Here is a 26,453-nt window from a genome sequence, read left to right as displayed (position 1 = left end):
AATTACACTTTCCACAAAATTTGAACGGCATAGGCCGCACAGGCTACGAGATACAGAACGGTCAACACTTGAAGTGTCAAACGAATGCTGACAGGCTTGATGTAGTCCATCCAGATGTCACGGATACCAATCCATGCGTGATAGAACAAGCTAATGAATGCCAATAGCGTCAATAACTTCATGAATTGGTTGCTAAACAAAGCAGCCCAACCTTCATAAGTTGCGCTACCGGTAACGCAATAGTCAACTAACAAAACAACTGTGAATACCACCATCACAATCGCAGTAACGCGTTGGATGATCCATTCTTTAAGTCCGTAGTGCGCGCCTACAACTAAGCGCTTTGGTCCAATTTGATAAATAGGCATGAAATTTCCTTAAATGATGTGCGCTTAGTACAAGCCGAATAATTTGAGACCAACAACCGCAGTCAAAGCGAGACCCAAGAAAAATACAAAAATCGCTGAGCGGTTTGCATCAACCTTTTCAACGCCGATCTCTAAATCCAAGAGGAGATAGCGAATACCGGCGCAGAAATGGTGCAAGAAGGACCAGATCAAACCAAGGCAAATAATTTTCACTAGAACGTGACCAGTGATTGCCTGGAACTTTTGATAGCTCACTTCTGAAGCAAGACTTTGATCCAAGAGATATAGCAAGAAAGGCAACATTAAAAACAGTGCTGCTCCGCTAATACGATGAAGAATTGAAACTTTACCGGCCCAAGGAAGGCGGTACTTAATCAATTGCGCAAGACCAATATTTTTATAAACCGGTCTATCTTTTTTTACGTTTTGCTGTGAATCAACCATGGGTAATCTCTATCTTTAGGTGGAGGTTCAGTGTGGTTTTGTTGTATCGCAACATATTCTATTGGAAACCTTAGGGGTGGTGGGGATTTTTTAGCGTTTAAAGGGGTGAATTACTGGTTTTTACTGATTTAGCGTTTATTAAAGTTAGTTCAATTTGTTCTCGTAATGCTGCTCTAAAGTGTCATACCTAGCGTGCCGAATTTCTACTGGTTTATTCCCGTAGGTAAATGCCACCCGCTCTACAGAAAGTAGTGGTGCCCCATCTTTTAGATGGAGGTGTTTGGCCAAAGCCTCATCAGCAGCAACAGCCTTAATTTTTTCCTCTGCACGCACCATGTGGGTAGCGTATTGCCCCTCATAAAAGGCATACATAGGGCCATGCCAATCATTGAGCGCCTCAAGATCCAAGCCCTTAAAACGGGTACCCGGCAGAAAAATCTCTTCAAAAACAATAGGTTTGCCCGCAAAACTCTGAATACGATCAATATGAATAATGGGGTCACCTGCCTTTAATTTAAGCAGTTCGGCCACATAAGGGGTAGCTTTAGTCGTTTCGCAGGTCAAAAATTGATTAGTAAGGTGGAATTTCTCACCAGAATCCGGGGCTAATCGTAAAAAACGGTATTGCCAGTCGTCCTCTTGATGGGTGGCAACAAAAGTGCCCTTACCCTGGCGACGAACTAGGAGGTTTTGGGCAGCAAGCTCATCGATAGCCTTACGGACCGTGCCTTGGCTGACGGCATAACGGGCTGCAAGCTCCATTTCACTAGGAATAGCCTCCCCCGGAAGCCATTCCGAGGCTTGCAAACTAGCCAAAATCATCGCCTTAATCTGTTCATACAGAGGGCTAAATGAGGCAACAGGCAAAGTCACATCAGACAAATTAACTCCAGACCGCGTCAATTAGATAAAATTCTTGATAATTCTAGTCTTATATAAGACATCATTGACAGTGTAAAGCTAAAGTCCCTACACTTGAATGGATAATAGAAAAGTTTTCATTAATTTACCTTCTTAACCCTCTTAACCTTCTTCTGGAGTTATTAGTAATGGCAAAAGCCCCAATGCGTGTCGCCGTAACCGGTGCAGCCGGTCAAATCGGATATTCCCTTTTATTCCGTATCGCCAATGGCGACCTTTTGGGCAAAGATCAGCCCGTAATCCTGCAATTACTTGAAATTCCAGATGAAAAAGCGCAAAAGGCCTTAACTGGCGTGATGATGGAATTGGAAGACTGTGCATTCCCATTGTTGGCTGGCATGACAGCGCACTCCGATCCAATGACTGCATTTAAAGACATCGACGTTGCCCTTTTGGTTGGTGCACGCCCACGTGGTCCTGGCATGGAGCGTAAAGATTTACTCTCCGCTAATGCACAAATTTTCACAGCTCAAGGCAAAGCATTGAATGCAGTTGCTAAGAAGACTGTAAAAGTATTGGTTGTTGGTAACCCAGCAAACACCAATGCTTACATCGCGATGAAATCTGCTCCAGATATTCCTGCGAAGAACTTCACAGCAATGTTGCGTCTCGATCACAACCGCGCTCTCTCACAATTGGCTAGCAAGTTAAACAAGCCTGTTGCTGATATTGAGAAATTGGTTGTATGGGGTAACCACAGCCCAACTATGTACCCTGACTATCGCTTCGCAACAATCGATGGCAAGTCAGTAAAAGACTCTATCAACGATGCAGCATGGAACAAAGATGTATTCATTCCTACTGTTGGTAAGCGTGGTGCAGCCATCATTGAAGCTCGCGGCCTTTCTTCTGCAGCTTCTGCAGCGAATGCAGCAATTGATCATATTCATGACTGGGTTCTTGGCACTAACGGCAAGTGGGTAACGATGGGCATCCCTTCTAAAGGTGAGTACGAGATTCCTGCTGAAGTTATTTATGGCTTCCCAGTGGTTTGCGAAAACGGCGAATACAAAATGATCGAAGGTTTAGAGATCGATGCATTCTCACGTGAGCGCATGACACACACATTGAATGAATTACTCGAAGAGCAAGCTGGCGTTAAGCACTTGCTCTCATAAGGACAACACAGATGAAGAAAAACCTTCTCGCTATTAGCTTGGCACTTGCAAGCCTTTTGGGCACCGCAAATGTTAGCGCTAATGAAGAAGTAGTTACATGGACCTGTCAGGAAAGCAAGCAGTTCAAAACTACCGGCTCTACTGAAAATGTTCGCTTAACTTGGGAATCTAAGTCTTATGATTTAGAGCGCCAAACTTCATTGCCAGGCAGCTTGCGTTATAAAAATACGAACTCTGGTTACGACCTTGTAGTGTTGGGCAATAAAGCAATGCTATTCAACATCAAAGCAGGTGTACGTCTTGCTGATTTCTGCCAAACAGCAGAAATGAAGTCCGGCAAGTTGCCACATTTGTTTGCAGGCGCAGAACCATTTGTCCAGAATTAATTTCTGAGATTGCATCAAATAAAAAAGCCGCTTAGTTGCGGCTTTTTTATTACTTAGTTTTTCTTCATCGTTTCTTTATTATTTCATTATTTTCTCTAGTGAAACAAAGGCTGCTGTGATGGCGCATCATCAGGCATCTCAGCATGTACAGCTTCTCCAGAACGATCTGGAAATAGCGGCGCACCACAGTCATCGCAGAGCTCTGGATCAAATAACATCGCGTGACGGAAGACATCCTCCACTCCGGCATCATGCAAAGCATCGCAAATCTTTTTAATCGGACTCTCATCATCGGATAAGTCATTTAAGGCATCGCCCGCTACACTCTCGCGGTCATACAAGGGCCAGATTACGCCGTACATGACTTCTGATGAGCCTTTGGCACTAAATGAAATGCGGTATTCATCAGCCTGCTCCTCACCAAAGGCGCCAACGACACACGATAAGCCAGCGGGCATTATTCCGAGAGTGCTCTCTAAGAAATTCACCGCTGCACGAATACTTAAAGGTCGCACATGTTTATCTGCCAAGCGGCAGTTGGTGAAATAAGCCTCTGGCAATAACAATTCAAACTCACAACCAGGCATGAGCGAGGCAATTGGTTCTTGCATTGCATTTTGCCAACCAATCAAACTGACGCCACGCTCTTGACGAGCCGGTGGCTCTGCTTGCCAACGGAATATCGGGGAGCCAGCTGGCGCGCTTAGGGCAGCAATAATGAAACGCGGATCAGCTAAGACAGCAATGGTTTCTGACATATCGCGTAACTCAAGCTTGACGTCTTTTCCAGAGATTGCAGCAGTTGCTAAAGCTTCAGTCAGAATACGCGTTTGGCAATGCGAATGCGGCATTTGATCAATACTGTAGAGCCAAGGAACAATCGCTATGCGAGTGTCTGTTGAAGCAATTGCGGCGTGCAAAGCTTGCGCGGTGGATTCAATAATATTTGCTGGTAGTGGGCCCGATGGGATTTGGTAGCGCGTGTGAGCAACAATCGGCATTGCCAATAACAACACATCCCACTCCTGCCCTTCATGCTCAAGCTTTAATGACTCTGCCAAGGTTTCTGCAATATCTGCCAGCACCTCAAATGCCACGGTATTGATGCGGAAGGTTTGATCCAGAGCAGCATCAATCACATTTTGATTTTGACTTTTGAGTAAGCGCATTAGGCGAACATTCAGGCGCTCTTCCCAAAAACGATCTTCGACTTGACTTCCGGATGCGGCCAAAGAAATAGCGTCAGCCACCAACTTCTCCACCTCAGGAGAATTGCGTTGTGAAGTTTTAGTGCGATGTACGGCCATTATTTTCTTTCTGCCCTTCTAAATACTGGCTTGTCCACTTTAGATTCTGCAGCATAGTACTTATATCCGCCTAAGTTAAAACCTTTTAAATCTACTGGATCAGTAATGCGGTTTTCAACCACGTAACGCGCCATTAAGCCGCGAGCACGCTTGGCATAAAAAGAAATAATCTTGTACTTGCCATCCTTGGCATCCTGAAACACCGGGGAGATCACTTGGCAATCTAACTCTTTGGGCTGGAGCACCTTGAAATACTCTTCTGATGCCAAATTTAGCAGCACAGGCTTCTTTTGCTTTTCTAGAACCTTCTTAATGGAATCGGTTACGCGGCTCCCCCAAAACGCATAGAGATCTTTACCCCTGGCATTTTTGAATGAAGTCCCCATCTCCAGGCGGTAGGGCTGCATTAAATCCAAGGGCTTGAGCGCTCCATAGAGACCAGACAGAATCCGAATATGGTCCTGGGCAAACTGAACAGACTTTGTATCCAAGGTTTTGACGTCAAACCCATCGTAAACATCTCCGTCAAAAGCATAAATTGCCGGCTTGCTGTTCTCCTCGGTGAATTTCTTGGACCAATCTCGGTAACGACCAACGTTCAGGGTCGCCAATTGGTCAGATAAACCCATTAATTTGGCAACATCTTGCGGGGCTAACTTCTTGAGATCGGCAATCAGCTTGGCAGATTCTGAGACAAACTCAGGCAAGGTTGGTGCCTTGACCTTGGTAGGGGTCTTGTAATCCAAGGATTTAGCAGGTGAAAGAACGATCAGCATGGCACAATTTGTTAATGTATTTTTACCATTCTAGCGACTACCGGATATATCCGCTTTAAAAGACAGACAGCCACCCTCTACCGTCATGAACCCGCTAGAAACCCCCTCTTTTCCAAGCCGCTTACCCCAAGTTGGCACGACGATCTTTACGGTCATGTCTGCGCTTGCTGCCGAGCATCAAGCGATTAATCTTGGGCAAGGTTTTCCAGATTTTCCGTGCGATCGAAAACTGATTGAAGAAGTAAATACTGCCATGCTGGCAGATCGCAATCAATACCCGCCAATGATTGGTATTGCGGAATTGCGTAATGGTGTTAGCCAGAAGATTGAAAACCTATACAGCCATCACTACGATGCCGATAGTGAAATCACTATCACCGCTGGTGGCACACAAGGAATTCTGACGGCCATACTCGCTTGCGTTAGCCCAGGTGATGAAGTCATCATCATCGAACCAGCTTATGACAGCTATCGACCTTCTATTGAATTAGCTGGCGGTAAAACGATTGCCATCTCTTTGCAAGTTGTTCGCAATGAATCTGGGCAAGTGGCTTATTATGAAATTCCTTGGGATGCATTAGCCAAAGCAATAAATTCTAAGACCCGATTAATCATTATCAACACTCCGCATAATCCTACCGGGATGGTTTGGAGTGAGAAGGATCTAGATCGCCTTGCAGATTTAGTGCGCAATACATCTGCATTGATTTTGAGTGATGAAGTCTATGAACATATGGTCTATGACGGCGCAAAGCATCATAGCGTTGCCTCCCACCCAGAGCTTGCAGCCAGGAGCTTTGTAGTTTCTAGCTTTGGTAAGACTTATCACGTGACTGGCTGGAAAGTAGGCTACGTTGCAGCCCCACCCGCAATGACCAAAGAGTTTCGTAAAGTTCACCAGTTCAATGTCTTTACAGTTAATACGCCCATGCAATACGGCCTGGCATCCTATCTTTCCAACGCGGATCATTATTTAAATCTGCCAGCCTTTTATCAGGCTAAGCGAGATTTTTTTAGATCCGGATTAAGCAAGACAAAATTTAAATTGCTGCCAACACCTGGGACGTATTTTCAATGTGTCGACTACTCTTTATTAAATATCCCTCAAGCAAAATTGAGTGAAGCTGATTTTTGTAAATGGCTTACTACTGAAATTGGGGTAGCCGCCATTCCAGTTTCAGCTTTTTATGATCAACCCACCGAGTCTGGCGTCATTCGTTTTTGTTTTGCAAAGCAAGAGCAGACTCTCACAAATGCATTAGAGCGTTTACAAACTTTATAGAGGCCAATATGGCAAACCCTAAATCCAATAACGTAATTGATGTCTACAGCTGGCCTACCCCAAATGGTCATAAGATTCATATCATGCTCGAAGAGTGTGGCTATCGTTTAGGAAAAGATTGGATCGCGCACCCAATTGATATTGGCGCTGGAGATCAATTCGCCAAAGCCTTTTTAAAAATTAGCCCTAATAACAAGATTCCAGCAATCGTTGATCCAAACGGACCAGACGGCAAACCAATCAGCCTTTTTGAATCGGGCGCTATCCTCCTCTATCTAGCCGGCAAGACTGGCAAATTCTTGCCTAAAGATACCCGCGGCAAGTACGAAGTACTGCAATGGCTGATGTTCCAAATGGGCGGCTTAGGTCCCATGCTTGGACAAAACCACCACTTCCGCCTCTACGCACCTGAGAAAATTGAATACGCCATCAACCGTTACACCAATGAAGCCAAACGCATCTATGGAGTATTGGATAGTCAACTGAAAGATAATCCTTATATTGCAGGCAAATCCTATTCGATTGCCGATATTGCGATTTATCCATGGACTCGTAACTGGAAAAATCAAGGGATTGATATCAACGAGTATCCGCATTTCAAAAAGTGGTTTGAAAAGATTGGTGCGCGACCAGCAGTTAAGCGTGGTTGCGAAGTATTAACAGCATTACGTAAGCCTTTGCATGATGACAAGGCACGAGAGCAGTTATTTGGTTTAACCCAGTATCAAAAGAGGAAATAAGATGAGTATTCAATCAGTAGGCGTCATTGGTGCAGGCACTATGGGCAACGGAATTGCGCAAGTTTGTGCTGTTGCAGGCCTTGATGTAGTCATGGTTGACATTAACGAAGCTGCTGTACAGCGTGGCCTCGAACAAATTAGCAAAAGCTTAGATCGCCTTGTCAAAAAAGAAACGCTGACTGTTGAAGCAAAAGAAGCTGCGCTTAAACGTATTAAAGGCAGCACCTCTTATGCTGATTTCAAAGGTTTGGGATTGGTTATTGAGGCTGCGACTGAGAACCAAGCAATTAAAGAAAAGATTCTGAAGCAAGTCGATGAGATTGTTGATAAAGACACCATCATTGCAACTAATACATCTTCACTGTCGATTACTAAACTTGCAGCGCTGGATTCCAATCCTGCACGCTTTATTGGTATGCACTTCTTTAATCCACCTCCCCTGATGGCCTTGGTGGAAGTGATTCGTGGTCTGCAAACTAGTGATACAACGCATGCTGCCATTATTGAGATGGCTAAACGCGTTGGCAAAGAGCCCATTACCGTGAAGAACTCACCAGGCTTTGTAGTGAACCGCATTTTGCTGCCGATGATTAACGAAGCGTTCTTTGTTTTATCTGAAGGACTAGCTAGCCCAGAAGACATAGACGCTGGTATGAAGCTAGGTTGCAACCAACCGATTGGGCCTTTAGCTTTAGCCGACTTAATTGGCCTGGACACTTGCTTAGCAGTCATGGAAGTCTATTTTGAAAACTTCAGCGACTCTAAATACCGCCCTTGCCCACTACTTCGTGAAATGGTTGCTGCTGGATATCTCGGTCGCAAAACTGGCCGCGGCGTTTACACCTACGACAAATAACTTGATTCATATCTCATCAACTTAGAAAACTTTATCGTGAATCCCATCCCACCTTTAGTTCGCAAGCTCGGCTACGCCGGTCTTATTCCATTTATTGGTTTAGCCCTCATGGTTCAGCTAGCGCCAACGCCAATCAATTATTTAAGCGCTGAGTCTTTAGCAGGCTATGGCGCTGTAATCACTTCATTCATGGGTGCGTTGCACTGGGGCGCTAATTTGCACCTCTTGGGTAAAGCGCCTGCTGGTGACCGCTGGGAAGACCGCAATGCTTGGATTTGGGGTGTTATTCCCGCACTGGTTGCTTGGGTAGCCCTTCATATTTACATTCCGGTTGGCTTGCTTATCTTAGCGTCTACTTTGATTATTCAGCGCAATATTGATCAGAATACCTATCAATACTATTTTGCTGATGAGGCTACCCGCTTAGCATTCATGACGATGCGCAATCGCTTAACCTATATTGCTGCTGGATGTTTAACATGGGCATCTTTAGTCATTCTCTTTATTCAAGCCTGATGCAATGAGCAATCTTTTTGAAAATGCGCCACCGCCACCCTTAGCGGAAGCCTTGCGTCCAAAAACGATTGAAGAAGTCATTGGGCAAACCCATTTATTAGCCAACGGTAAACCACTTAATCTTGCTTTTGCTTCTGGCAAACCGCACTCGATGATTTTGTGGGGCCCTCCAGGCGTTGGTAAAACTACGCTGGCACGTCTCTCAGCCAGGGCATTTGATCGTGAGTTCATTGCGATCTCGGCTGTTCTGGCTGGCGTGAAAGAGATCCGCGAAGCCATTGAACAAGCCCAGCAGAATATGGATCAGTATGGCAAGCAAACCATTTTGTTTGTGGATGAGATTCACCGCTTTAATAAAAGCCAGCAGGATGCCCTGCTGCCCCATGTGGAATCAGGTCTCTTCACCTTTATTGGCGCTACCACCGAGAACCCTTCATTTGAGGTGAACTCCGCACTCTTATCGCGTGCCCAGGTTTATGTGCTGAAGTCGCTGACCCCTGAAGAACTAAAGTCGCTCTTTGATCGCGCGCACCAATATGCATTGCCGGATGTGCAATTTGAATCTACTGCGATTGATACGCTCATCGCCAATGCAGATGGTGATGCTCGGCGCCTTCTCAACTTAGTAGAACAAGTACGCAACGCAGCCCTCACACCAAATGCTGAAATTAAAGTGGTTGATCAGCAATTTATTGAAAATGCGCTAAGTGCTCAAGCACGGCGCTTTGATAAGGGCGGCGATCATTTCTACGATCAAATCTCTGCCCTACATAAATCGGTACGCGGCTCCAATCCTGATGCTGCCTTGTATTGGTTTTGCCGCATGCTTGATGGTGGCGCAGACCCACGCTATCTAGCCAGACGCATCATTCGAATGGCTTGGGAAGATATTGGTCTAGCTGATCCAAGGGCGATGCAGTTAGCGAACGATGCGGCGCAGACTTTTGAGAGACTGGGCTCCCCTGAGGGTGAGCTGGCACTGGGACAAACAGTGGTTTATCTTGCTGTCGCCTCTAAGAGTAATGCAAGTTACAACGCATTTAATGAAGCCCGCGCCTATGTAGCCAATGATCAATCCAAGCCTGTACCCAACCATCTGCGCAACGCCCCAACAAAATTAATGAAAGAGCTTGGTCATGGCAAAGCGTATCGCTATGCCCATGATGAGCCTCATGGCTATGCTGCTGGTGAATCCTATCTACCAGATGGTATGAAAGAGCAGCATTGGTATGAGCCGGTAGAACGAGGGCTTGAGTCACAAATTAAAGAGAAGTTGGCTTTCTTGAAAAAGCTTGATGATGAGCATCAGAAAAAATAATGAAGCAAATAAAGGGTAAGGCAATATGAGCAAAAAGATTGCGGCCACCTTTTATTACGATATTGTTTCTCCCTTTGCCTATCTTTATGTCAAGCAACGACAACGCCTTGAAGGCAAGCTAGATATCACGCCTGTTCCCATCCTGCTGGGCGGCCTACTCCGCGCCTCCGAAAACAAAGGTCCAGGTGAAGTGGCTGCGAAACGCCCTCATACCTATCAGTTTTGCGTTTGGCAAGCTGAAAAACTCGGCATCCCTTTTCGCTTTCCTGAACATCATCCCTTTATGACAGTTGCTGCACAACGGCTCCTAGTTGAACAGAATGCAGATTGGCAAATGGTTGAGCGCGCTTTTGATTACGTTTGGGTGGAAGGCAAAGATCCCAATCTATCCTGGCCAGAATTTTGTACTTACCTAGGCTTGTCTGCGGATACGCCCAAACCAGCAAGTCCTGAAGTGAAGGCTAAGCTGATTGCCAATACCAATCAAGCTAAAGCTGATGGCGCATTTGGAGTGCCCGCCATCATAGTGAACCAACATTGCTTTTGGGGCGTCGACACCATTGACTGGACCTTGGATTACCTCGCTAGACCTGGCATGTTTGCAGAGGCTTCTTATGCCTATGCCGGCAATGTTCCTAATGGACTGGACTAAAGGCCCATTTACCCCTCCCGCGTTATTGAGCAATACAATCAGACACAAGCTATTTTTTATTTAAGGAGTTCTTATGCGTAAGCTATTAGTTGCCCTTGTTGTTGCCTTCTCTTGTTTTTTTTGCTTTTCTAGTCAAGCTTTTGCAGGCCCAAAGGTAGAGTTCAAAACGACCATGGGTAACTTTGTGGTGGAACTAGATGACGTTAAGGCACCAAAGACAACTGCTAACTTTTTAAATTATGTGAAGAGCGGTTTTTATAACGGTACGATCTTTCATCGTGTAATCGATGGCTTCATGATTCAGGGTGGTGGCTTTACTGCTGACCTTAATCAGAAACCAACAGATGCTCCAGTAGTTTCTGAAGCGCAGAATGGCTTAAAGAATAATGCCTATACGATTGCAATGGCTCGCACATCCGACCCAGATTCCGCTACTGCACAATTCTTTATTAACGTTAAAGACAATGCAGGCTTGGACTACCCTAATGCCATGGGTAACGGCTATACAGTGTTTGGCAAAGTGATCTCTGGCACACAAACCATTGATGCCATTCGCAAGATACCAACGATGGTTGCGCCTGCTCCACGCATGGGCAGAATGGCCGATGTTCCAAGCAAGACCGTCACCATTGAATCTGCTACGATTCTGAAATAAACAGAACTTACTGGGTTAGCCGCGATGATTTTGCTCGATGATGCGCAAAGCACCGCGGCCTCGCCCACTAGCCGCCTCTATGAAAACGCGCTTCATTATTGGCGCGTACTACCTAGCGGCAATCCAGAAGAAGATTTAGCGGCGGTAAAAAATTGCTTCACAGAAATATCTACCGCTTTAGCCAGAGGTGAATATGTCGTCTCGGCCTTTGCTTACGAACTAGGCAGATTGATTCACAAACTGCCAGCACGTGTAAATTACTCAGGTAGCCCTCACCCCCTCATCGAGGCCTGGTCTTTTGCGGACTTCAAAACACTTTCTAAGCAAGATATAGATCACTACATCTCCAGTAAGCTAGCCTTACTTGATCGTTCCGATACAGGTGCTGGGGTGTTGGATGTGCAGGCCTCTCTGGATGAGGAGCAATTTTCTACTGATATTGAAGCAATACAAGAATATATTCGCAGTGGCGATAGCTATCAGATCAATCACACCTATCGCATTACCGGCAAGACGTATGGCGCTCCACTAAGTCTCTATAGTCGCTTAAGAGATCGACAGCCCGGTCGATTTGGTGCCTACATAGAACATGATGGCCACTTTTTATTGTCGCAATCGCCAGAACTTTTTATTGCTCGTAATGGCAATACATTAAAAGCGATGCCAATGAAAGGTACCGCTAGCGCCCTATCTGCAGAAGCGAGTGCCCTATCCGACGATCCAAAGAATCAAGCAGAGAACGTCATGATTGTTGATCTGCTGCGAAATGATCTCAGTCGCATCTCTCTACCGGGAACAGTCACCGTTCCCAATCTATTCGAAGTTGCCAGACATGGTGATGTTTTACAAATGACATCTACCGTGCAAGGCCAAATCAAACCAGAGATAGGCCTGTTGGATATTTTTACGGCAGTCTTTCCATGTGGCTCTGTCACGGGTGCCCCCAAAAAACGCAGCATGGAAATTATTCAAGAATTAGAGCCTGTAGATCGCGGCTACTATTGTGGCGCCCTTGGTTGGCTTGATCCTAATGGCAACTTTGCCTTTAGCGTTCCAATTCGTACTGTGGAAATTGAACAAGACAATCAATCTCATGCATCTACTTTCTCGTTAGGTATTGGTGCCGGTATTACCAACGATTCTGATGCAACCCAAGAATGGCAAGAGTGCCGAATTAAGGCGGCCTTTCTCATGGATCTTCCGAGTGCTACCGGTTTATTTGAAACCATTGCGATCTCTAAAGGTGAGCCGCTGCGACTGCGAGAACATCTGCAGCGTATGCAAGCTTCTGCCCGCGCTTTAAGAATTGCTTTTGATGCTGAGCATGCAGAGAAGCTAACCTTGAAGACCTGCGCATCATTAGATACATCTCTATCCTATCGATTAAGACTTGATCTCTCTCCTAACGGAGAGCTATCCGTTGCTAGCGCTGTGATTCACCAGACAAATGAGCCTGTCAAAATATTTTGGGCTAAAGATATTCTTCCTGGTGATGTAACGATGTTTTCTGGGGATGCTTTATTACGTCACAAAATCAGCAATCGCACTTTATACGATGAAGCTTGGCAAAAAGCGGTTCAGCTAGGTGGTTTTGATGCACTTTTTGTGAATGAGCAAGGCTTTGTGACTGAAGGTGGCAGGACTAGCATTTTTGTTAAACCCCAAGGCAGCTCTGAGTGGCTAACGCCACCTGTTTCAGCAGGTCTTTTACCTGGAGTCATGCGAGCCGCCCTGCTTGCAGACCCTTCCCTGAATGCCCGTGAAGCTAACCTGACTATTAATGATGTTTCAATGGCGGAAGAGATTATCCTTAGTAATGCCCTCCGCGGCGCTATCAAAGCCCATTTTTAGAAAGTCAGCATGAAGTATTGCCCTAACTGCGCCGCCGTATTGACGATCAAAATTCCAGCGGATGATTCTCGTGAACGTCATGTCTGCGAATCCTGCGGCAGTATTCATTATCAAAATCCTCGTAATGTCGTGGGTAGCATTCCGGTGTATGGCAAACAGATTCTTTTATGTCGTCGAGCGATTGAACCACGTCATGGCTTTTGGACACTCCCTGCCGGATTTATGGAGTTGGGTGAAAGCACTAGTCATGGTGCCGCACGTGAAACTCTTGAAGAGGCAGGCGCTGTTGTAGAAATTGGCCCCCTCTATTCATTGTTAAATGTGCCGCATGCAGAACAAGTGCACCTGTTTTATCTAGCGACGATGACAACACCAGAATTCTCCGCTGGCGAAGAAAGCTTAGAGGTAGCACTCTTTCATGAACATGAAATTCCTTGGGCTGACTTAGCCTTCCCCACTGTTAAGCAAACGCTCGAGTGGTTCTTTGCTGATCGCGCTGCTGGCATCTTGGATACAGGAAAAGAGTTTCATGTGCGCAGCCGCGATGTTTTGCCATCTGAACGAATTTGAGTCGACATGGGTCAGATTGCTTGGCTAGGGCCGCACGATCCTTTTCCAAATCCCCTCACAGAGGCAGATCCCGATCCTAGTGTGCCTGGCTTAATTGCTGTTAGCGAAAATATCTACCCAGGACAACTCGCGCGCGCGTACCAACAAGGTATCTTTCCTTGGTACTTCGACAATCAACCCATTCTCTGGTGGTCACCTGACCCCCGAATGGTATTAAAGCCTAATGAGTTTAAGTGCAGCGACTCATTACGAAAAATCATTCGCTCATTTTGTCAAAACGCCCAGTCACAAATAGTGGTGGATGACGATTTTGGTGCTGTCATACGTTCATGCGCTACGAGTAGCCGTAAAGACCAAGACGGCACTTGGATTACCCATGAGATTATTAATGCTTACACAGCTCTTCACGAACAAGGTAATGCCCATAGCATTGCCGTTATAGAGGAAGGCCAGCTTACTGGGGGGCTTTACTGTGTTTCCTTTGGCGGCATGGTATTTGGTGAGTCCATGTTTAGCCGCAAGACCAATGCCTCTAAAATCGCATTAGCAGCCCTCAGCGCCTGGTGTCTAGATAACGACGTCCAGATGATCGACTGCCAACAAGAAACGGCCCACCTCCTCTCATTGGGTGCTGCTCCAATATCCAGACAGGTCTTTTTAGAGCAACTGCAAATATCCATAAATCAAACTAAGATTAAGCAACATTGGACTTTTGATAAAACTATCCTGCATTACTGGCTATGACCCAGCTCAAAGAACTTCCCCTGACTACGCTGCAGTTTTATGCAACTGCTCCGTATGACTGTAGCTATCTCCCCAATAAAACGGCACGTTCTCAGGTAGCCACTCCATCGCATTTAATTAATGCAGATGTCTATAGTGATTTACTCAATGCAGGCTTTAGGCGTAGTGGTTTATATACCTATCGACCCTATTGCGATGAATGCAAAGCCTGCGTTGCCACGCGTATTTTAGTAAATCAATTTACACCTTCGCGTAGCCAACGTCGCGCCCAGAAAAAACATGCGGGCCTTGAGGCTTCCGTTCTGAATCTTGGCTACCAAGAAGAGCACTACCAACTCTATCAACGCTATCAAACTGAGCGCCACGCAGGCGGCGACATGGATAGTGATGACCAAGATCAGTACATGCAGTTTCTATTACAAAGTCGCGTCAACTCCCGCATTGTCGAGTTTCGGGATGGTGCACATGACCCACACCCCGGACGTTTGCGTATGGTGAGCATGATTGACATACTGGAACAGGGTATCTCATCGGTATATACCTTTTATGACACCTCTGAGCCTACTGCGAGTTATGGCGCTTACAGTATTTTGTGGCAGATTGAACAAGCTCGCGTCTTAGACCTGCCTTACCTTTACCTTGGGTACTACATCAAGGAAAGTGACAAGATGTCATACAAGATTAAATATCAACCTTTAGAAGGTTTGATTGATGACCATTGGCAATCCTTGTCTGAGTCATAATATCTACCCATGATCGATCGTTACTCTCTTCTTCGCCCTTGGCTTTTTTGTATAGACCCAGAAAAAGCCCATAACCTCACCCTCAGCAATTTAGATCGTGCTCAACGTTGGGGCTTTTTAGAACGTTTAGTAAATAAGCCGATGAACGATCCGCAATCACTCTGCGGTATTGAGTTTCCAAATCCGGTTGGGCTGGCTGCAGGATTAGACAAAGATGGCAAACACATCGATGCACTCGCTGCATTGGGTTTTGGGTTTTTAGAGATTGGTACAGTTACACCAAAACCACAACCTGGCAACCCTAAACCACGGATGTTTCGTTTACCCGAAGCTCAGGCCATTATTAATCGCATGGGCTTTAACAATGATGGTGTTGATGCTTGCGTAGCACGCGTACGCCGCTCCCAGTTTTGGCAAAGCGGTGGCGTACTGGGTTTGAATATTGGTAAGAATGCTAGCACCCCTATCGAAGAAGCATCACGTGACTATGTTCTAGCAATGGAAGCCGTTTATGAAATTGCGACTTACATCACCGTCAACATCTCTTCTCCTAACACTCAGAATCTGCGCGCCCTCCAGGGCGAAGCAATGCTCCGTGAATTATTGGGTAGTCTTGATGCAGCCAGAAAACGTTTAAGTGATCGCTATGGTGTACGTAAGCCACTCTTTCTGAAGATTGCCCCAGACTTAGATCATGGCGATATCAATCTGATTGCTGACCTCCTCATGGAGTTTGGAATCGATGCTGTTATTGCTACCAATACAACTATCTCTCGAGATGCAGTACAGGGAATGGCATTTGGAACTGAATCTGGAGGCCTATCGGGAGCGCCAGTGCGTCATGCCTCAAATGTCGTGATCAAGGCACTCAAAGCAAGATTGGGCAACCAATTACCCATCATTGGTGTAGGCGGCATCCTATCGGGCGCCGATGCCCGTGAGAAGATCATGGCTGGTGCGAGCCTAGTCCAACTCTATAGTGGCTTAATTTATCGCGGCCCTGATCTCGTTAATGAGTGCGCTAAGGCCCTAAGACAGCCGTAGGACAACCCTAAAGCAACCCTAAAGCAACCCCAAAACACTGCTGCAGCACCCTAATTTACTGAATTAGCTCTATAAAATCAGATTTCATAATATGCAATTTCATTCGAAATCGCTACAATGAGGTCTATGAACACCAGCAAACCCATTAAAACTCCGAAAGCTACTGGCGAGGTTGGCAAAACTGCCATCCAGGTAGTGGAGCGCATGATGAATTTGCTCGACGCCCTTGCCGATCAAGAAGATGCCAGCAGCCTGAAGAATTTGGCTGAAATTACTGGGCTACACCCATCTACCGCCCACCGCATTCTGAATGACATGGTTGCGTGCCGCTTGGTTGAGCGTGGCGATGGTGGCACTTACCGTTTAGGCCTAAAGCTATTAGAGCTTGGCAACTTAGTGAAAGCACGCCTATCTGTTCGTGAAGCTGCGCAACTCCCAATGCGCACTCTTCATAAACTCACTGGTGAGACTGTGAACCTATCGGTACGCCAAGGCGATGAGATCGTTTACGTTGATCGCGCCTACAGCGAACGCTCAGGTATGCAGGTAGTGCGCGCCATTGGTGGTCGTGCCCCGCTACACCTTACCTCGGTTGGCAAACTCTTTTTAGCAAGCGATGATCCTGGTCAGGTTCGCGCCTATGTCACTCGTACTGGTCTATCAGGCCATACACGCAACAGCATTACCGAGCTTGGCAAACTAGAGACTGAACTCAATCACGTTCGCAAAGTAGGCAGCGCCCGTGACGATGAAGAATTAGAGCTTGGTGTGAGCTGTCTAGCCGCTGCAATTTTGGATGACACTGGAAAATTGGTTGCCGGCCTCTCTCTGAGCGCCCCAACCGATCGCATTCAGGCAGATTGGTTACGCGCACTTCAAGAAACCGCCTTGCAGATATCTAAGGGCATGGGCTTTAAGCCCAAGTCTGCTGAGCCAGGCTCAGCAAACTAACCCACCAATTAAGATCACAAGCGACGAATAGCGTGAGCACCGCCTGAAGGCATGCGCTCATACCAATCACGCACACGTACTGCATCAGCAAAACGCGATTGTGTTCCAACAGAATCTAAGAAGACTAATAACAAAGGCGTGTTATTCACTCGCGCCTGCATCACCAAACATCTTCCAGCTGCATTAATAAATCCTGTTTTCTGAAGTCCAATATCCATATCGCCCGAACGAACCAAACGATTGGTATTTAGAAATTTCTGTGGGCGCTTAGCAATAACCATCGTCAAATCTGGCCAGGTTGAAAACTCCCGAATCATTTTGTATTGATATGCCGCATTTAGCATCCGGGTAAGGTCTTCAGCCGAAGCAACATTCTCACTCGTTAGCCCCGTAGGATCCTCAAAATGTGAATGGTCCATTCCTAGCTCTTTAGCTTTACGATTCATGGCCGCGGTGAAGGATGGAAGGCCGCCCGGATAATTCCTTGCTAACGTATAGGCAGCCCTATTTTCTGAAGACATTAAAGCCAAAAGCAGCGCTTCTTCACGCGTTAGGACTGTGCCCTCCGCCAATCTTGAATGTCTATAAATATGGGCATCATCTGCATTAATAACTATCGTCTCATCTAACGGCAATTTAGAATCCAGTACCACCATTGCAGTCATTAACTTGGTAATCGATGCAATTGGCAGGCTAACTGAAGGGTTCTTCTCGTAATACACTTCCCTTGTATCTTGATTGACAACCATGACAACTGTGGATTTGAGATTGAGCTCATCATGCTGACCACGTAAACCTAGAGCAGTAGCTAATGAGGGAGCGGCGGCGACTACGGGTGCCGATGATCTAGTAACGGTAACTCGGACAGTTTTGGCTCTTTTAGGTGACTTAGTCACCACTTTTGTAGACTTTGCTTGCTTCTGCTTTTCTTTTGTTGAAGCCTGCACAGGCGCACTACCTAACACTCCAAGCGAAAATAGCAATGCAACGCCCAAGGGCCAAAATCGATTCAAACGCATCCCAAAATACCTTCCAAAACTTTCAACATACGGAATGATAATTAATTTCCCAGGACAAGGCGGTTTTATTCGCCCCAATCTAGGTAATTCATCCCACTAAATGAATGCTAATGTGATCACCCTACTCTGCAATCGTTGCTACTGTATTGGCCTGACGGGCATTTACGAGCACTACGCCAGTCATTGTCAAACACAAGCCAACCGCCATTAATAATGTAAATGGCTCATCAAATAAGAGCCAAGCCATTGCGGCCGTTGTTGGTGGCACCAAGTAGAGAAAGCTTGTCACTTTAGTAGCAGCACCCTTGCGAATCATCATGAAGAGCAAACTAATTGATCCAATGGATAAGGGAAAGATTGCCCATAGTAAGGCGCCAGTGACAGAGAGATTCCAAACCATCTCTCCCGACTCAAATAAACACATGCAGATAAAGCACAGCACTGCTGAAACACCAAACTGAATAGAAGATCCGGCACGCAGATCAAATATAGGGCAGAATTTCTTTTGGTACAAGGTGCCAAACGTAATGGACAGCAGTGCAATAAATGCCAATATGTAGCTAGCCAATGGAATGTGTACAAAAGCAATTTTCTCAACGACCACTAAAGCTACACCCGCAAATCCAAAGCCTAGACCGATCCACTGACGCGGCGTTACTTTTTCTGAAATCCACGCAGCAAACCATGCGGTCACGATGGGTTGCAAACCAACAATGATGGCTACGAGACCTGCCGTCATTCCCAGGCGGACAGCAAACCAAACTCCCAACAAATAACCAAACTGCAGCAAGATGCCAGCAACCGCGATGTGTTTGATTTGTGACCAACTGGGCCACGTGATTCTCCACACCAAACTAAGTGCTGCCATGGCCGCTAAAACCCCTGCAAAACGCCAAAACAAAAAGGTAGCTGGCTCGACATATGGCATCGCTAAACGGGCAATGACAAAGCCCGTGCTCCAAATGAGCACAAATATTGGGGCTATGGCGTTGTCTAGCGAAAGCTTCATAGATAACTTACTGAAAATATTGAGATTTTTAATTTAGGGCCCAATTTTAGGCTCTTTTGCTCACTACCCAACCTGGATTCATTTTGTGTAACTTATGCTGCAACGCAATATATTTGAAATATAATGGCATAAAGAGAGTACATTAGGTAAGAGCCTAAAGTGAGAATAAAGAAATAAAGACGCAGTTAAACGAAAAGAGATAAACATGAACTTAACTCCAGAACAAATTGCCGCAGCACAAAAAGCAAACCTAGAGACCTTGAGTGGATTGACCAATCAAGCATTGCAGAGCATCGAAAAATTGGTTGAACTCAATATGCACATCGCCAAGCAAAGTTTGAGCGACAGCATGAATAGCGCCAAGAAAGCATTGGAAGTAAAAGATATTCAGCAATTACTTGCCCATCAAGCAGAAGCAGTACAGCCAATGGCAGAAAAGATTATGGCTTACAGCCGTCATCTATATGAATTGGCGCACGAGACTCAAAACAGTTTCACAGAGTCCGCTGAAAAAGAATTCCAAGCTGGTCAAAAGAAAATCAACTCTTTAGTTGAAGAGTGGACCAAGAATGCACCGGCTGGATCTGATGCAGCCGTTCAAGCAATGAAGCAAGCCATTGCTTCTGCAAACAATGTATTTGAAACCAGTCAAAAGGCTGTAAAACATGCGGTAGAGGTTGCGCAAACAAACCTCACTAGCGCTACTGAAACTGTTATGAAGGCTGCCGACACAGCGAGTAAAGCCGGTAAGAAGAAGTAATAAATATCTTACCCTGCACTTCAGGTGCTCGGCAATGCAAAAGCCCCGATTGCTCGGGGCTTTTTTGTTTCCGCTACTTACTGCAGTAAATCGAAAAGCTTCTTAGGCTTTCTTTTTCACTGGCGGCAAGTCCGTGCAATGGCCGTGGGCCGCTTCTGCAGCAAGGCCAACTGATTCACCTAGGGTTGGATGTGGGTGAATTGTTTTACCGATATCCACTGCATCAGCACCCATCTCAATAGCAAGACACACTTCGCCGATAAGGTCGCCAGCGTGTGTACCTACAATGCCTCCACCAATAATGCGATGGGTGGCGGCATCAAAAATGAGCTTAGTAAAACCTTCGTCACGTCCATTAGCGATTGCGCGCCCACTTGCAGCCCATGGGAATAAACCCTTCTCATAAGCAATACCTTGAGCTTTGCACTGCTCTTCTGTCAATCCAGCCCAAGCTACCTCAGGATCAGTATAGGCAACAGAGGGAATTTGCTTCGCATCGAAATAAGATTTTTCACCAGCAGCAGCTTCGGCAGCAACGTGACCTTCATGCACCGCCTTGTGAGCCAACATCGGCTGACCAACCAAGTCACCAATTGCAAAAATATTAGGGACGTTGGTGCGCATTTGTTTATCAACCGGAATAAAGCCGCGCTCATCCACCTGAACACCTGCTTTGCCAGCATCAATCTTCTTGCCATTCGGAGTACGGCCTACTGCAACCAAAACTAAGTCATATGTTTGTGGTTCGGCTGGAGCATTATCACCTTCGAAAGAAACCTGAATACCATCAGGCTTTACTTCTGCTTTCGCTGCACGAGTCTTGAGCATGATTTTTTCAAAACGTCCGGCATTGAACTTTTCCCAGACTTTCTCCAAATCACGATCAGCGCCAGCCATCAGGCCATCCATCATTTCCGCGATATCAATACGTGAGCCTAGCGTGCTGTAAACAGTAGCCATCTCTAAACCAATGATGCCACCGCCGATGACGAGCATGCGCTTGGGAATGCTCTTAAGCAACAAGGCGCCAGTACTATCTACAATGCGCGGATCTTCTGGTAAGAAAGGTAATTTCACTGGTTGGCTACCAGCAGCAATAATCGCCTTCTGAAAATGCACTACTTCTTTTTTGCCAGTTAAATCTTGGCCAGTGCCATCGGTTAACTCAACCTCGACATGGTTTGCATCTAGAAACTTACCCAGACCACGCACTACTTTTACTTTCCGAGCCTTTGCCATTCCAGCAAGGCCACCAGTCAATTTGGCGATGACTGACTCTTTATAGCCACGCAACTGATCGATCTCGATCTTTGGCGCACCAAATGTAATGCCGTGCTTAGCCATGGTTTTGACTTCATCCATGACTGAAGTTGTGTGCAGCAATGCCTTGGATGGAATACAGCCTACGTTCAAGCACACACCGCCTAGAGTTGGATAGCGCTCTACTAATACAGTATTCATACCTAAGTCAGCACTACGGAACGCTGCGCTGTAACCGCCAGGGCCAGCACCAAGCACCAACACTTCACATTCATGATCAACCTTGCCGCTGTACTGCCCTGCTATTGGAGATGGGGCAAGAATTGGCGCTGGTGCAGGTGCGGATACTGCTGGGGCTGAAGCAGACTTAGCAGCAGGTGCTGCACCGCTCGCTTCAATTTCTGCGATCACAGAACCTTTGCTAACTTTGTCACCTAATTTAACTGCGATGCTAGTAATAGTACCGGCAGCATCTGCAGGCACCTCCATAGTCGCTTTATCAGACTCAAGCACTAATAGAGGCTGCTCTTTTTCAATGACATCACCCACTTTAACCAGCACTTCAATCACTGGCACATCTGAATAGTCCCCAATATCCGGAACAAGGATCGTTTGCTTAGCCATAGACCCTCCTTACAGACTAGCGCGACGGAAGTCGGCCAAGAGCTGAGCGATGTACACATTAAAACGTGTCGCTAACGCACCATCAATCACACGATGGTCTGCGGAGAGGGACAGCGGGCAAATAAGACGTGGGACAAATTGCTTACCATCCCAAACTGGCTTCATAGACGCTTTGCTCACCCCCATAATAGCAACTTCAGGTGCATTAACGATCGGTGAAAAATACGTTCCGCCAATACCACCTAATGATGAAATCGTAAAGCTGGCACCCTGCATTTGATCTGGCTTTAATTTGCCATCACGAGCGAGCGCCGCTAAATCAGAAGTTTCCTTAGCCAACTCAAAGATGCCTTTCTTATCAGCATCTTTAATGACAGGCACAACCAATCCCGTTGGGGTATCTGCTGCAAAACCAATATTGAAGTATTTCTTGAGAATCAAATCATCACCATCCAATGAGCTATTGAACTCTGGATATTTTTTCAGCGCAGCTACTGCAGCTTTCATTAAGAAAGCGAGCATAGTGATCTTGACGCCCTTCTTCTCATTCTCCTTATTGGTAAGAACACGGAATGCTTCTAAGTCAGTAATGTCTGCATCCTCGTGATAAGTCACAGCAGGAATCATTACCCAGTTGCGACCTAAATTGGCAGCTGTGAGTTTCTTAATACGGTTGAGTGGCTGACGCTCGATTTCACCAAACTTCGTGAAATCCACTTTCGGCCAAGGAATCAGATTAAGACCGCCCAAGCTGCCGCCACTAGAAGCTGCCGCAGAGCTTGCTGCGCCACCACTCATTGCTGCTTTTACAAATGATTGAACGTCTTCTTGTGTAATTCGGCCTTTAGGGCCAGAACCTTTAACTTGAGTAACCGTCACGCCAAGCTCACGTGCAAACTTACGCACCGATGGACTTGCATGACTAACCGCGGCATCCACCGGAGGAGGTGTATTGCTCATTGGAGGCGGTGCTGGTGCACGTGCAATTGGAGGCTCAACAGCCTTCGTTGCGGGAGCAGTTTGAGCTGCCGTTGCTACAGGTGCAGCCGCTGGCGCCGCTACAGATCCTGACGCTCCGTCTTCCAAAATCACGACTACCGATCCTTCGGAGAGGTTGTCGCCCACCTTGACCTTAACTTCTTTCACGATGCCGGAGTGTGATGAAGGAACATCCATAGTAGCTTTGTCAGATTCAAGCACAACAATGGATTGCTCCTTCTCAATTTTGTCACCAGCCTTAACCAAGACTTCAATGACTGGCACATCTTTATAGTCACCGATATCCGGGACTTTGATTTCAATCGGAGCACCAGTACTAGCAGTTACAGGAGCTTGCGCAGGAGCGCTCGCTGCTGGCGCTGCTGCAGGTGCAGCCGAAGCGCCTACGCCCTCTTCTAAGGTAATCACAAGTGATCCTTCAGAAAGGTTGTCGCCTACCTTAACTTTGACCTCTTTAACGATGCCAGAGTGTGATGACGGAACATCCATTGTGGCTTTATCAGACTCAAGCACAACGATGGATTGCTCTTTCTCAACCCTGTCACCAGCCTTTACCAAGACTTCAATGACTGGCACATCTTTATAGTCACCGATATCCGGGACTTTGATTTCAATTATTTGACTCATAGTATTTATCTCTTATCAAACCGTCATTGGGTTTGGTTTAGTAGCGTCGATATCGTATTTCTTAATTGCTTCAGCCAACTTAGAGCGGTCAAGCTGACCAGAGTCAACCAAAGATCTCAAGGCAGTCAGAACCACCCAACGACGATCTACCTCAAAGAAGTCACGGAGTTTTTCACGAGTATCAGAGCGACCAAAGCCATCGGTGCCCAATACTTCGTAACGACGACCCATGTGCTGAATCGCGGGACGAATCTGCTCAGCAAACAAGCGAACATAGTCAGTGGCTGCAACGATTGGGCCTGAAGTATCTTTTAGGCACTTCTCTACATGAGACAAAGCAGGCTCAACAGTTGGGTTTAAGAGATTGCTACGGTGAACTGCAGTCCAATCACGACCCAGCTCAGTAAAGCTTGGGCAACCCCATAAGTCTGAAGCAATACCCCAGTCTTTATGCAAAATCTCAGCCGCCTCAATTACTTCGCGGAAGATGGTTCCTGAACCCAAGAGTTGTACGCGCAACTTTGCCTTGTCATCACCAACAGACTTGAGCTTATACATACCCTTGATAATGTCTTTTTCAGCACCCTTAGGCATTGCTGGGTGTGAATAGTTCTCATTCATCAAAGTGACGTAGTAATAAACGTCTTCCTGAACTTCCAGCATACGACGCATACCATCCTGAATCACTACAGCCAATTCAAAAGAGAATGTTGGGTCATAGCTAATGCAGTTAGGAATCGCACCACTCCACAAATGACTATGGCCATCTTCGTGTTGCAAGCCTTCGCCGTTCAATGTTGTTCTTCCGGCTGTACCGCCAAGTAAGAATCCACGGCTGCGCATATCACCTGCCGCCCAAGCTAAGTCACCAATACGTTGGAAACCAAACATGGAGTAGAAGATGTAGAAAGGCAACATCGGTACGCCATGTGTAGAGTAAGAAGTAGCAGCTGCGATCCAGTCGCACATACCGCCAGCTTCGTTAATGCCCTCTTGCAGAATCTGACCAGTCTTATCCTCTTTATAGAACATCAATTGATCATGATCTTCTGGTGTGTAGAGCTGTCCTAATTGATTCCAGATACCGAGCTGGCGGAACATACCTTCCATACCAAAGGTACGGGACTCATCTGGAACGATTGGAACAACACGCTTACCGAGTACTTTGTCGCGCACCACTGTATTGAGCATGCGCACAAATGCCATGGTTGTAGAGATCTCTCGACCCTCAGTAGTTGCCTCAAGCAATGGCGCAAAAGTTTCCAATGGTGGAACTGGCAAGCTTTCGGCTTTAGTGCGGCGTTGCGGCAAGTAACCGCCCAACTCTTGACGACGCGCCTTCATGTACTCCAACTCAGGGCTACCTTCAGCAAACTTCACCAAAGGCATTTCTTCTAACTGCTCATCCTTAACAGGAATCTCAAAGCGATCACGGAAACGACGCACGTCGTCATCGTTCATCTTCTTCGCTTGGTGGGCAATGTTCATTGCCTCGCCTGAGCCACCCATGCCATAACCTTTAATGGTGTGAGCCAGAATCACAGTAGGTTGCTTCTTATGATTTACCGCCGCATGAAATGCTGCATAAACTTTATGTGGATCATGTCCACCACGGTTCAACTGCCAAATCTCATCATCACTCCAGTCGCTAACTAACGCTTTTAGTTCTGGAGTATTGAATACGATCTCGCGAACGTAGCTACCATTCTTAGACTTCATAGTCTGATACTGGCCATCGACGATTTCGCCAAGGCGTTGCATCAAGATGCCTTTCTTATCGCGGGCAAACAATGCATCCCACTGGCCACCCCACACTACTTTGATCACATTCCAACCAGCACCGCGAAACTCGCTCTCGAGCTCTTGAATGATGCTACCGTTACCGCGCACCGGTCCATCCAAGCGCTGCAAGTTACAGTTAATGACGAAAATGAGGTTGTCTAGTTTTTCACGACCCGCCATGCCGATCGCGCCCAATGATTCTGGCTCGTCAGTTTCGCCATCACCCAAGAAGGCCCAAACTTTACGCCCCTGCTCCTGAATAAAGCCACGGTCTGTGAGGTACTTCATAAAGCGAGCTTGATAAATCGCCATGATCGGACCTAAACCCATCGACACCGTTGGGAACTGCCAGAAGTCTGGCATCAACCAAGGATGCGGATAACTAGAAATACCTTTACCGCCGACTTCTTGGCGGAAGTTATTAAGTTGACTCTCTTCGAGACGACCCAACATATAAGCACGGGCGTATACACCTGGTGCTGAATGTCCTTGTACAAAAATTAAATCGCCGCCATTCTCGGGAGACGGTGCATGCCAGAAATGATTGAAGCCAACGTCATACAAAGTAGCCGCTGACTGGAATGAAGAAATATGTCCGCCAACGTTCGTATCTTTGTTCGCGCGTAGAACCATTGCCATTGCATTCCAGCGTGTATATGAACGAATGCGATGCTCTACGTTTTGATCGCCCGGTAGACGCGCCTGGTTTTCAACCGGAATCGTATTGATGTAAGGAGTCTCCGCATGGAATGGCTGCACCACCCCATTGACACGCGCATGGGAAATTTGTTGATCTATTAAATAGGCAGCTCTCTCAGGACCCTCGTTGCGAATAACGCCATCAAGCGCTTGCAACCATTCTTGAGTCTCCCCCGGATCAGCATCATGGGTATTCTGTTTACCTAATATTTGGTCTGGAACTGCTGCCATCTTTTGTCTCCATTGAATAGTGCTTAATTTGTCATTAACTCTATAGGTAATATTCTAGGAAGGTATATGGGTGTAAACAAGGAATTTTCCACATAATGATAGTATTTCTCATAATGTGGTAATTTATTGCGCTGCAAATAAGAACCGACAAAAGAGGCAAAAAAGCTTTTCTAAGTGGTCAATTAGGGCAAAATTGTCCTA

26 protein-coding genes are annotated in these 26,453 nt (G+C 46.4%); 16 read left to right on the top strand and 10 right to left on the bottom strand.

Annotated elements, in window-relative coordinates:
• Positions 1 to 2: 2 nt before the first annotated feature.
• The 3 genes from sdhD to ICN18_RS08690 form a co-directional block, all read right to left on the bottom strand.
• Positions 3 to 368, bottom strand: a complete 366-nt coding sequence (gene sdhD, locus ICN18_RS08700; RefSeq protein WP_216190119.1) for a succinate dehydrogenase, hydrophobic membrane anchor protein — start codon at positions 366 to 368, stop codon at positions 3 to 5.
• Between the two features lie 24 nt (positions 369 to 392).
• Positions 393 to 812, bottom strand: coding sequence for a succinate dehydrogenase, cytochrome b556 subunit (sdhC, locus tag ICN18_RS08695; protein WP_216190118.1), 420 nt, complete (start codon positions 810 to 812; stop codon positions 393 to 395).
• 144 nt (positions 813 to 956) lie between these two features.
• Entirely contained in the window at positions 957 to 1,685 is a 729-nt protein-coding gene (locus tag ICN18_RS08690; protein ID WP_369411892.1) for a GntR family transcriptional regulator, read from the bottom strand.
• A 176-nt stretch (positions 1,686 to 1,861) separates the two neighbouring features.
• Between ICN18_RS08690 and ICN18_RS08685 the strand changes: the two genes are divergently transcribed.
• Complete coding sequence (locus tag ICN18_RS08685) at positions 1,862 to 2,851, top strand: malate dehydrogenase (RefSeq protein WP_216190116.1); 990 nt, start codon at positions 1,862 to 1,864, stop codon at positions 2,849 to 2,851.
• Between the two features lie 11 nt (positions 2,852 to 2,862).
• A complete protein-coding gene (locus ICN18_RS08680) occupies positions 2,863 to 3,237 on the top strand; it encodes a hypothetical protein (protein ID WP_216190115.1) in 375 nt (124 codons plus the stop codon).
• A 95-nt stretch (positions 3,238 to 3,332) separates the two neighbouring features.
• Here ICN18_RS08680 and ICN18_RS08675 read toward each other — a convergent pair whose 3' ends face one another.
• Both ICN18_RS08675 and yaaA read right to left on the bottom strand, forming a co-directional pair.
• On the bottom strand, positions 3,333 to 4,544 hold the full coding sequence (locus ICN18_RS08675; RefSeq protein WP_216190114.1) for a DUF2863 family protein: 1,212 nt from the start codon (positions 4,542 to 4,544) through the stop codon (positions 3,333 to 3,335).
• A complete protein-coding gene (yaaA, locus tag ICN18_RS08670; protein ID WP_216190113.1) occupies positions 4,544 to 5,320 on the bottom strand; it encodes a peroxide stress protein YaaA in 777 nt (258 codons plus the stop codon). Before yaaA ends, ICN18_RS08675 begins: the two co-directional genes overlap by 1 nt.
• Before the next feature lie 85 nt (positions 5,321 to 5,405).
• Between yaaA and ICN18_RS08665 the strand changes: the two genes are divergently transcribed.
• The 13 genes from ICN18_RS08665 to ICN18_RS08605 all read left to right on the top strand — a co-directional run bounded on the left by ICN18_RS08665 (position 5,406) and on the right by ICN18_RS08605 (position 17,242).
• A complete protein-coding gene (locus tag ICN18_RS08665; RefSeq protein WP_216190112.1) occupies positions 5,406 to 6,602 on the top strand; it encodes a pyridoxal phosphate-dependent aminotransferase in 1,197 nt (398 codons plus the stop codon).
• 8 nt (positions 6,603 to 6,610) lie between these two features.
• The gene (locus tag ICN18_RS08660; protein WP_216190111.1) at positions 6,611 to 7,342 is read left to right on the top strand and encodes a glutathione binding-like protein; all 732 of its coding nucleotides are present in this window, start codon (positions 6,611 to 6,613) and stop codon (positions 7,340 to 7,342) included.
• 1 nt (position 7,343) lies between these two features.
• Positions 7,344 to 8,198, top strand: a complete 855-nt coding sequence (locus ICN18_RS08655) for a 3-hydroxybutyryl-CoA dehydrogenase (protein WP_216190110.1) — start codon at positions 7,344 to 7,346, stop codon at positions 8,196 to 8,198.
• Between the two features lie 36 nt (positions 8,199 to 8,234).
• Positions 8,235 to 8,714, top strand: coding sequence for a DUF3429 domain-containing protein (locus ICN18_RS08650; RefSeq protein WP_369411883.1), 480 nt, complete (start codon positions 8,235 to 8,237; stop codon positions 8,712 to 8,714).
• A 4-nt stretch (positions 8,715 to 8,718) separates the two neighbouring features.
• Positions 8,719 to 10,032 (top strand): replication-associated recombination protein A, encoded by a 1,314-nt coding sequence (locus ICN18_RS08645; protein WP_216190109.1) that lies wholly within the window; start codon positions 8,719 to 8,721, stop codon positions 10,030 to 10,032.
• 25 nt (positions 10,033 to 10,057) lie between these two features.
• A complete protein-coding gene (locus ICN18_RS08640) occupies positions 10,058 to 10,684 on the top strand; it encodes a 2-hydroxychromene-2-carboxylate isomerase (RefSeq protein WP_216190108.1) in 627 nt (208 codons plus the stop codon).
• Positions 10,685 to 10,757: 73 nt separating this feature from the next.
• Positions 10,758 to 11,339, top strand: coding sequence for a peptidylprolyl isomerase (locus ICN18_RS08635; RefSeq protein WP_216190107.1), 582 nt, complete (start codon positions 10,758 to 10,760; stop codon positions 11,337 to 11,339).
• A 24-nt stretch (positions 11,340 to 11,363) separates the two neighbouring features.
• Complete coding sequence (locus ICN18_RS08630) at positions 11,364 to 13,190, top strand: bifunctional chorismate-binding protein/class IV aminotransferase (protein ID WP_216190106.1); 1,827 nt, start codon at positions 11,364 to 11,366, stop codon at positions 13,188 to 13,190.
• Between the two features lie 9 nt (positions 13,191 to 13,199).
• Positions 13,200 to 13,760, top strand: coding sequence for an NUDIX hydrolase (locus ICN18_RS08625; RefSeq protein ID WP_216190105.1), 561 nt, complete (start codon positions 13,200 to 13,202; stop codon positions 13,758 to 13,760).
• Positions 13,761 to 13,766: 6 nt separating this feature from the next.
• Positions 13,767 to 14,504 carry a leucyl/phenylalanyl-tRNA--protein transferase gene (aat, locus tag ICN18_RS08620; RefSeq protein WP_216190104.1) on the top strand — a complete coding sequence of 246 codons (738 nt, stop codon included), beginning with the start codon at positions 13,767 to 13,769 and terminating at the stop codon, positions 14,502 to 14,504.
• Entirely contained in the window at positions 14,501 to 15,247 is a 747-nt protein-coding gene (locus tag ICN18_RS08615) for an arginyltransferase (protein WP_216190103.1), read from the top strand. Before aat ends, ICN18_RS08615 begins: the two co-directional genes overlap by 4 nt.
• 9 nt (positions 15,248 to 15,256) lie before the next feature.
• Entirely contained in the window at positions 15,257 to 16,291 is a 1,035-nt protein-coding gene (locus ICN18_RS08610) for a quinone-dependent dihydroorotate dehydrogenase (RefSeq protein ID WP_216190102.1), read from the top strand.
• A gap of 117 nt (positions 16,292 to 16,408) precedes the next feature.
• Positions 16,409 to 17,242, top strand: coding sequence for an IclR family transcriptional regulator (locus tag ICN18_RS08605; RefSeq protein WP_216190101.1), 834 nt, complete (start codon positions 16,409 to 16,411; stop codon positions 17,240 to 17,242).
• A gap of 14 nt (positions 17,243 to 17,256) precedes the next feature.
• Here ICN18_RS08605 and ICN18_RS08600 read toward each other — a convergent pair whose 3' ends face one another.
• Both ICN18_RS08600 and ICN18_RS08595 read right to left on the bottom strand, forming a co-directional pair.
• Positions 17,257 to 18,261, bottom strand: coding sequence for a serine hydrolase (locus tag ICN18_RS08600; protein WP_216190100.1), 1,005 nt, complete (start codon positions 18,259 to 18,261; stop codon positions 17,257 to 17,259).
• Between the two features lie 121 nt (positions 18,262 to 18,382).
• On the bottom strand, positions 18,383 to 19,270 hold the full coding sequence (locus ICN18_RS08595) for a DMT family transporter (RefSeq protein ID WP_216190099.1): 888 nt from the start codon (positions 19,268 to 19,270) through the stop codon (positions 18,383 to 18,385).
• Positions 19,271 to 19,475: 205 nt separating this feature from the next.
• Between ICN18_RS08595 and ICN18_RS08590 the strand changes: the two genes are divergently transcribed.
• Positions 19,476 to 20,030 (top strand): phasin family protein, encoded by a 555-nt coding sequence (locus tag ICN18_RS08590; RefSeq protein WP_216190098.1) that lies wholly within the window; start codon positions 19,476 to 19,478, stop codon positions 20,028 to 20,030.
• Between the two features lie 102 nt (positions 20,031 to 20,132).
• Here ICN18_RS08590 and lpdA read toward each other — a convergent pair whose 3' ends face one another.
• The 3 genes from lpdA to aceE are packed head-to-tail and all read right to left on the bottom strand — an operon-like array spanning position 20,133 to position 26,252.
• Positions 20,133 to 21,914 (bottom strand): dihydrolipoyl dehydrogenase, encoded by a 1,782-nt coding sequence (lpdA, locus tag ICN18_RS08585; protein WP_216190097.1) that lies wholly within the window; start codon positions 21,912 to 21,914, stop codon positions 20,133 to 20,135.
• Between the two features lie 9 nt (positions 21,915 to 21,923).
• Complete coding sequence (aceF, locus tag ICN18_RS08580; RefSeq protein WP_216190096.1) at positions 21,924 to 23,540, bottom strand: dihydrolipoyllysine-residue acetyltransferase; 1,617 nt, start codon at positions 23,538 to 23,540, stop codon at positions 21,924 to 21,926.
• A 15-nt stretch (positions 23,541 to 23,555) separates the two neighbouring features.
• Positions 23,556 to 26,252 (bottom strand): pyruvate dehydrogenase (acetyl-transferring), homodimeric type, encoded by a 2,697-nt coding sequence (gene aceE / locus ICN18_RS08575; RefSeq protein ID WP_216190095.1) that lies wholly within the window; start codon positions 26,250 to 26,252, stop codon positions 23,556 to 23,558.
• Positions 26,253 to 26,453 lie beyond the last annotated feature (201 nt).

It is taken from the genome of Polynucleobacter parvulilacunae (assembly GCF_018881715.1).
In the GTDB taxonomy this organism is placed as follows: domain Bacteria; phylum Pseudomonadota; class Gammaproteobacteria; order Burkholderiales; family Burkholderiaceae; genus Polynucleobacter; species Polynucleobacter parvulilacunae.
The sequence above is the reverse complement of the archived record's forward strand: the minus strand, read 5'-3'. Positions and strand labels throughout refer to the sequence as shown.